Below are 4,715 nucleotides of genomic sequence, written 5' to 3'. Positions count from 1 at the left end.
ATGCAAGTAATATTTTATTAATGCAACATATTAATTCTGCACTAAGAGCGCACATGCTATTTCGCAAGGACGATCATTACATTATTGATGGTGATGAAGTGGTGATTGTTGATGAGTTTACAGGTAGAACTATGCCGGGCCGTCGTTGGAGTGAGGGCTTGCATCAAGCCATTGAGGCTAAAGAAGGCGTCAGTATCAAGAAAGAGAACCAAACACTAGCTTCTATTACCTTTCAGAATTATTTCAGACTATATGAAAAACTATCTGGTATGACCGGTACTGCTGACACTGAGGCAGTCGAATTTCAAGATATTTATGGCCTGGAGACTGTAGTCGTTCCACCAAATAAATTATCTGAACGTCATGACAAGGCAGATCAAATTTATCTTACTTTAGAAGAAAAGCTAGAGGCAATTGCTAATGACGTGGAAAGTTGCCAAGAGTCTGGCCAACCTGTATTGGTGGGTACCAGCAGTATTGAAAACTCCGAAGCAATCTCAGCATTACTTGGTGATAAAAATATTACCCATGAAGTATTAAATGCCAAGCAGCATGAAAGAGAGGCGATCATTATTGCCAATGCAGGCGGCATCGGTGCAGTGACTATTGCAACTAATATGGCGGGACGTGGTACGGATATTGTTTTAGGTGGCAAGCTTGTAGATGATGCGACAGATCAACAAAAACAAGATTGGCAGGTTGAACATAACAAGGTGATTTCTGCAGGTGGATTGCATATTGTAGGTACTGAGCGTAATGAATCTCGTCGTGTTGATAATCAATTGCGTGGCCGCTCTGGACGACAAGGTGATGTTGGTTCAACGCGCTTTTATTTATCTTTAGAAGATAATTTGATGCGAATTTTTGCCAGCGACAAGATGGCTGCCATGATGAAAAAATTGGGCATGGAAAAAGGCGAGGCAATTGAGCATAAAATGGTTAATCGCGCTATTGAAAATGCTCAACGTAAAGTTGAGGGCATGAACTATGATGCGCGTAAAAATTTACTTGAGTATGATGATGTTGCTAATGATCAGCGTAAAGTAATTTATAGCTTGCGTGATGCATTAATGAGTACAAACGATGTCCAAGAGCGCTTTATCTCAATTAGAAAAAGTGTTATTGGTGATCTTTTTTCAGGCTATATTAGTGCAGGACAGGCCGAAGAAGATTGGGATGTAGAAGGTTTGCATAATGCGTTAAAAGCAGATTACAAGGCTGAATTTCCTCTACAACAATGGCTCGATGAAGGTGTGGATGTTGATGAACTTGAGAGTAGAATCGTTGAGGGTTTGAGCGCAATTTGTGATTACAAAGAGCAGATGACTGGTGTTGAATCTATGCGCGGTTTTGAGAAGGCTGTGATGTTGCAAACACTTGATCATTATTGGAAAGAGCATTTGGCTGCAATGGATTACTTGCGCCAGAGTGTTAATCTGCGAGGCTATGCACAAAAAAATCCAACCCAAGAGTACAAGCGCGAATCTTTTGCCATGTTTACTGAGCTATTAGACACCATCGATATAGAAATTGTTAAGTCTTTATCTAGTGTTACTATTAATGAAGGAACCAGAGCGACAGATGTTGAACAGCAAGACAATGCAGGTGCCATTGCACAACATGAAGATGGCGCTGATGTGCCTACTGAAGAGATTGAAAAGCCAACAACTGTCAAAAAAAAGGGAGAAAAGGTAGGTCGCAACGATCCATGTCCTTGTGGTTCTGGCAAAAAATACAAAAACTGCCATGGCTAGCACGATACCAGCCCAATATTATATTGGGCTTATGTCTGGCACCAGTCTTGATGGCGTGGATGGCGTTATTGTCGATCACCAGTGCCAACAAATTGTTGCCCAGGCTTATCAGCCGTATTCTGATCAATTAAAACAAGACCTGCAGCAGTTGACTCAAAGCGGGAAAGTTTTATTAGCAACTTTAGCTGACATTGATATTAATGTGGCACGCATTTTTTCTGATACTGCTTTGGCTTTATTGGACCAATCAGGGGTTTCATCAGCACAAATTAGCGCAATTGGCTCACATGGGCAAACAATTTATCATCAAGGTGGGCACTACTCGATGCAAATTGCTCATGGCGCTTTAATTGCTGAACAAACTGGCATAACCACGGTGGCAGATTTTCGTATGCAAGATGTGGCTGCTGGCGGACAAGGCGCGCCATTAACCCCGATGTATCATCATCATTTATTGAATGGCCAATCTGGTGCGATCATTAATTTAGGCGGTATCGCCAATATTAGTCAAATTTATAATGAGTCGGTTTTTGGTTTTGACACAGGGCCAGCAAACACATTGCTGGATAATTGGATAAAGCACCACAAATTCTCAGATTATGATCGCGATGGGCTTTGGTCTAGAAGTGGTTTGATCGACCAAGGGTTGTTGGAAAAATTATTAACTGATGCTTATTTTAAGCAAAAGCCACCTAAAAGCACCGGCCCAGAATATTTTAACCTTGAATGGTTGCTTGGTTTTTTAACAGGCAAAGAGTCGCCGGAAGATGTACAGAGGACTTTGGTTGAGTTAACAGCGTTGAGTATATCCAGCCATGTTCCAGATGAAGGCGATGTGTATTTATGTGGCGGTGGCACGCACAATACATTTTTAGTTGAGCGGCTGATGTATTTAAATCCAAATAGTGACATAATGATGACCAATGAGTTAGGTGTGCATGTTGATTACGTAGAGGCGGCGGCTTTCGCTTATTTTGCTAAACGAACACTGGACAAACAGCCATCGAATATAATCCAGGTGACGGGCGCCAAGCAATCAAGAGTATTAGGAGCAATTTATGCAATTTGAAATCTTACAGCCAGATGATTGGCATTTGCATGTACGCTCTGGTGGGGCGTTAAAATCAGTTATTGGTATGAGTGCCAAGCAAATGGGCAGGGCTATCATTATGCCTAATTTGAACCCGCCAGTGACTAATGCTGTGCAAGCGCAAATGTATCGAGATGAGATACTTTCAGCCTTGCCAGAAGGTGCTGAGATAGATCCATTAATGGTGCTATATTTAACTGACAACACTAATGTTGAAGATATTAAGCAAGCAGCAGAAAGCGGCATTGTTAAAGCTGCAAAGTTGTACCCTGCTGGAGCGACGACTAATTCTGATAGTGGCGTAACTGACGTTAAAAATATTTACCCAGCATTAGAAATGATGAGCAAAATTGGTATGTTGCTGTTAGTACATGGCGAAGTAACTCATTTAAAAGTTGATATTTTTGATCGTGAAGCGGTTTTTATTGATCAGGTGTTGACCCAAGTAGTGAAAGATTTTCCTGATCTTAAAATTGTATTCGAGCACATCACCACTAAAGACGCTGTTGATTTTGTTTTAGAAGCTGGTGAGAATGTTGCAGCTACAATTACACCGCATCACTTGCTAGCTAATCGCAACGATATGCTAGTTGGCGGAATTCGACCACATTATTTTTGCTTACCCATTCTAAAGCGTGAAAACCCACATCAACTAGCTTTATTGGATGCAGCAACCAGCGGCAATGCTAAGTTTTTCCTAGGTACAGATTCAGCACCACATGCAAAAGACGCCAAGGAATCTGCTTGTGGTTGCGCAGGAATTTTAAGCGCACATTGTGCTATTGAGCTTTATGCAGCAGTATTTGAGTCGAAAAATGCTCTTGATAAGCTAGAAGGATTTTCCTCAAAATTTGGCCCTGATTTCTACAATTTGCCTAGAAATACAAACGCCATTACTTTAATCAAGCAAGATTGGACAGTGCCAGAAACCTATGAGTATGCAGGCTCAACCATTGTGCCATTTATGGCGGGCCAAATACTGCACTGGAAACTTAAAGACACCCTTAGTTAAAATACGTTTTAGCACTTTGCGTGTCTAAAATAATTTGCGCTTTGAGCGCATCAAATGAGTCAAATTTTCTTTCATCACGAATGCGTTGCTTAAAAACCACAGTAGCCAATTCGCCATACACTTCTTGATCGAAATCGAATAGAAAGACTTCTAGCAAGATATTTTCGCCATTGATTGTTGGTCGCTTGCCAATATTGCAAACACCATTAAAGCTTTGACCGACGATATCCACTTGTACTGCAAAAACCCCTAATACTGGACTTATTTTGCGCTTAATTGGGATGTTGATGGTAGGAAAATCAATGGTCCTGCCCAGTTGTTTGCCGCGTATAACTTTTCCAGAAATACTGAATTCATGTCCCAGCATTTTAGCCGCTGATTCAACCTTGCCTTTTGCCAGTAAGTCACGAATAGTTGAGCTACTTGCTCGACAATCATCACGTACAATACTTTGTGTATTTTCAACCTTAAAGCCTGCTTGTGCTGAGGTGTCTTGTAATAATTTAAAATCACCCGCACGTCCAGATCCAAATCTAAAATCATCGCCAATTAGACAGAACTTCATTTGCAGCTTATCGATTAAAATAGTTTGAATGAAATCATCAGCACTCATGTTAGAAAATTCTCGATCAAACTTAATAATTAGATGAACATCCAAATCTAATTTTTTTAACAATTGATGTTTTTGTCTAAAGTTGCTAAGAGTTGCTTTCTCATGTGTAAAAAAACTTTGCGGCGTTGGTGAAAATGAAATTAAAACAGATGGCAGGCCTAATAGTTTTGATTGCTTAACAAGGCGATTAACAATATGCTGATGACCAATGTGCACGCCGTCAAAATTACCAATAGTAACAACACT

4 protein-coding genes are annotated in these 4,715 nt (G+C 40.6%); 3 read left to right on the top strand and 1 reads right to left on the bottom strand.

Translation table 11 applies throughout. The features are described 5' to 3' along the window. The 3 genes from BTHERMOSOX_RS09415 to pyrC form a co-directional block, all read left to right on the top strand. Window positions 1-1,754 (top strand): preprotein translocase subunit SecA (locus BTHERMOSOX_RS09415; protein WP_138120855.1); only part of this gene is annotated, 1,754 nt, incomplete at its 5' end. Beyond that, window positions 1,747-2,823, top strand: a complete 1,077-nt coding sequence (locus BTHERMOSOX_RS09410; protein WP_138120853.1) for an anhydro-N-acetylmuramic acid kinase — start codon at window positions 1,747-1,749, stop codon at window positions 2,821-2,823. The genes BTHERMOSOX_RS09415 and BTHERMOSOX_RS09410, both read left to right, overlap by 8 nt. Beyond that, a complete protein-coding gene (gene pyrC, locus BTHERMOSOX_RS09405; protein ID WP_138120852.1) occupies window positions 2,813-3,856 on the top strand; it encodes a dihydroorotase in 1,044 nt (347 codons plus the stop codon). Before BTHERMOSOX_RS09410 ends, pyrC begins: the two co-directional genes overlap by 11 nt. On the opposite strand, the gene ribF is transcribed toward pyrC, so the two are convergent. After that, the coding region (ribF, locus tag BTHERMOSOX_RS09400) for a bifunctional riboflavin kinase/FAD synthetase (protein WP_138120850.1) at window positions 3,849-4,715 on the bottom strand (867 nt) is incomplete at its 5' end. The two genes, pyrC and ribF, sit on opposite strands and share 8 nt — an antisense overlap.

It is taken from the genome of Bathymodiolus heckerae thiotrophic gill symbiont (assembly GCF_900128515.1).
GTDB lineage: Bacteria > Pseudomonadota > Gammaproteobacteria > PS1 > Pseudothioglobaceae > Thioglobus_A.
The sequence above is the reverse complement of the archived record's forward strand: the minus strand, read 5'-3'. Positions and strand labels throughout refer to the sequence as shown.

Bases quoted from the DNA above. Each gene is read 5' to 3' on its own strand.
- pyrC (WP_138120852.1), top strand. From the start codon at position 2,813: ATGCAATTTGAAATCTTACAGCCAGATGATTGGCATTTGCATGTACGC.
- BTHERMOSOX_RS09410 (WP_138120853.1), top strand. From the start codon at position 1,747: ATGGCTAGCACGATACCAGCCCAATATTATATTGGGCTTATGTCTGGC.